At 44.4% G+C, this 3,104-nt stretch carries 2 protein-coding genes; both read left to right on the top strand.

Translation table 11 applies throughout. From position 1 onward, the window contains the following. On the top strand, nucleotides 1-1,603 hold a 1,603-nt coding region (gene pyrG / locus KK060_RS24635), incomplete at its 5' end, for a CTP synthase (protein ID WP_254157908.1). 45 nt (nucleotides 1,604-1,648) lie between these two features. Further along, nucleotides 1,649-3,104: membrane protein insertase YidC (gene yidC, locus KK060_RS24630; protein WP_254157906.1), on the top strand; the 1,456-nt coding region annotated here is incomplete at its 3' end.

The raw sequence follows: 3,104 nt of genomic DNA, 5'->3' as shown, positions 1-3,104 counted from the left end.
GTATATATTCGTAACCGGGGGTGTAACGTCGTCCTTGGGCAAAGGAATCATTGCTGCTTCTTTAGGGAAATTACTACAAGCAAGGGGTTTTAAGGTAACAATTCAGAAATTTGATCCTTATATAAATATAGACCCCGGTACGCTCAATCCATACGAGCACGGTGAATGTTATGTTACCGACGACGGTGCTGAAACCGACCTGGATCTTGGTCATTATGAGCGCTTTCTGAATATTTCTACGTCCAGGGCCAACAATATTACCACAGGAAGGATCTATCACAATGTGATCACCAAAGAACGCCAGGGTGAATACCTGGGTAAAACGGTGCAGGTGGTACCGCACATTACGGATGAGATCAAAAGAAACATCTTTTTATTGGGTGAAAGCGGTGAGTATGACTTCGTTATCACCGAAATTGGTGGTTCTGTCGGCGACATTGAGTCGCTTCCCTACATAGAAGCCGTACGCCAGGTGCGCTGGGACCTGGGTGCCAACAATGCGCTGGTTATCCACCTTACGCTTATTCCTTATTTAAAGGCTGCCAAAGAATTAAAAACAAAACCTACGCAACACTCTGTTAAAGAATTGCTTGCCGAAGGTATTCAGCCCGATATTCTCGTTTGCAGAACGGAGATGCCATTACCTATCGAACTTCGTAAGAAACTGGCGCTCTTTTGTAACGTTCACCTCAATTCAGTAATTGAGTCGATTGATGCGGACACGATATACGATGTGCCTTTATTAATGAAGCGCGAGAAGCTTGATGAGCGGGTGCTTACGAAACTGAAGGTTCACTCGAAGCATGAGCCTGACCTGGAACAATGGAAAACTTTCCTGGGCAAACTGAAAAGTCCGACGGAAGAAATTAACATCGGCCTTGTGGGTAAGTATGTTTCCCTTCCCGATGCCTATAAATCCATTGTAGAGGCATTTGTTCATGCCGGTGCGCAGAACGACTGTAAAGTGAAATTGCATTGGATCTCTTCCGAAGATATCAGCGCCGAAACCGTTCAGAATGTATTAAAAGGACTTGATGGCATACTGGTAGCTCCTGGTTTTGGAGAACGCGGTATGGAAGGAAAAATACAGGCGATTAAATGGGTGCGCGAGAACAAGATTCCTTTCTTCGGCATCTGTTTAGGAATGCAATGTGCCGTGGTTGAATTCTCAAGACACGTATTGGGTCTTGAAGCAAGCTCGACTGAGCTGAATCCAAAAACGAAGAACCCGGTGATCGACATGATGGAAGAACAGAAGAAGATCACAATAAAAGGCGGCACCATGCGACTAGGTTCTTATACCTGTAAGTTGAAAAAGGGAAGCAAGGCCCATGCCGCTTATGGTGAATCATTAATACAGGAACGTCACCGGCATCGCTACGAGTTTAACAACAGCTACCTTGAGCAAATTGAAAATGCAGGCTTGCGTGCTGTTGGTGTAAACCCTGATTCAGCACTGGTGGAAGTTGTTGAATTAAAAGATCACCCCTGGTTCGTAGGTGTTCAATACCACCCTGAACTAAAGAGCACTGTGCTTAACCCGCATCCTTTATTTGTAAAGTTTGTGGAAGCCTCGCTCAATTACAAAAAATCAATTTCATAACTTTGCGCCCTTTTAAGAAAGAATTAAAACAGATACGCTTTTAAAATGGATAGAAATTCGGCTATTGGCCTTACTCTTATAGCAGCATTGCTGCTTGTTTACTTCTACTGGTTTGCGCCTCAGCCTCAACCTGTTCAAAAACCTACTGAAATATCTACTGCCGGGAAACTTGATACCACCAGGGTTCAGGCTCCTGACAGTGCTGCGCTTGCCGCTGCTTATGGCGATCTTTCAAACTTTGCTACGGGTGCAGAGAATTTAACTACTGTTGAGAATGAAGATATCCGGGTGGTACTTAGCAACAGGGGTGGTATTATCCGCGAGCTGGAATTAAAGAAATATAAAACTTACTCCAAGAAGCCGCTAAAACTTGTAACGCCTGAGCGCTCTATTTTCAGCCTTATCGGCAACTACAAAGGCAAAGACATCGATTTGTATTCTTTGTTCTATGAAGGTCAGCAAAGCAAGAACGGCGATTCTACGGTTGTAACCTATACATTACGACTTGCAGGTGGCGCGTCTATCGCTCACATTTATTCTATTCCCAAAGCTGGTCATGAGATCAAATATCGTATAGAGCAAAAAGGACTTGCCGAGCAGATCGCAGGTGATGCCCTTACCTATATATGGTCTGATGCCATTCCTCCTACTGAAAAAGATCTTGAAGATACTCGCAACAATACAACCATCACTTACTTTTCAGCCAATGATGGCTTTAGCAAACTCTCCGAAAACTCTTCCGGAGAAAATGAAGTCCTAAACAACCCTATCAAGTGGGTTGCTATTAAAGAGAAGTTCTTCCTTGCGTCGCTTATTGCTCAGAATGCAAACTTTAAGTCAGGCGAGGTGGCTACTACCGTAAACAGTGCTGATACTGCCGTAGTAGAACACGCGAAGATCAGGCTTGCTATTGACAAGGCATCCCTTGCCAAGAATTTAGACCTGAAATATTATTTCGGTCCTAATGATTACCAGCAGATTGGTGTGGTAGCAGAAGATTTCCAACAGAACATCTACCTAGGGTGGCCTCCTGTGAAGTGGATCAACAAGTTTGTCATCTTCCCGGTGTTCCATTTCCTCACAAAGATCATCTCAAACTATGGTTTGATCATCTTTATTCTTGTTCTGTTACTCAAGCTGGTATTGGCACCACTCTCCTACCGCTCATTCCTGAGCATGGCGAAGATGCGTGTGCTGAAGCCTGAACTTGACGAGATCAAAGAAAAGCATGGCGAGGACATGGCGAAGGTGCAGCAGGAGCAAATGAAGCTGTACAGCTCAGTAGGTGTTAACCCGATCAGCGGTTGTGTGCCTGTATTATTACAGATGCCGATCCTTTTCGCGATGTTCTACCTGTTCCCTGCGAGTATAGAATTACGTCAGCAACCTTTCTTATGGGCAGAAGACTTGTCGACCTACGATTCGTTAATTCAATTGCCATTTACTGTTCCTTTTATGGGCGATCACATCAGCTTGTTTACCTTGCTGATGACGATCACCA

The organism is Chryseosolibacter indicum, assembly GCF_018598585.1.
In the GTDB taxonomy this organism is placed as follows: Bacteria; Bacteroidota; Bacteroidia; order Cytophagales; family Cyclobacteriaceae; genus Chryseosolibacter; species Chryseosolibacter indicus.
The sequence above is the reverse complement of the archived record's forward strand: the minus strand, read 5'-3'. Positions and strand labels throughout refer to the sequence as shown.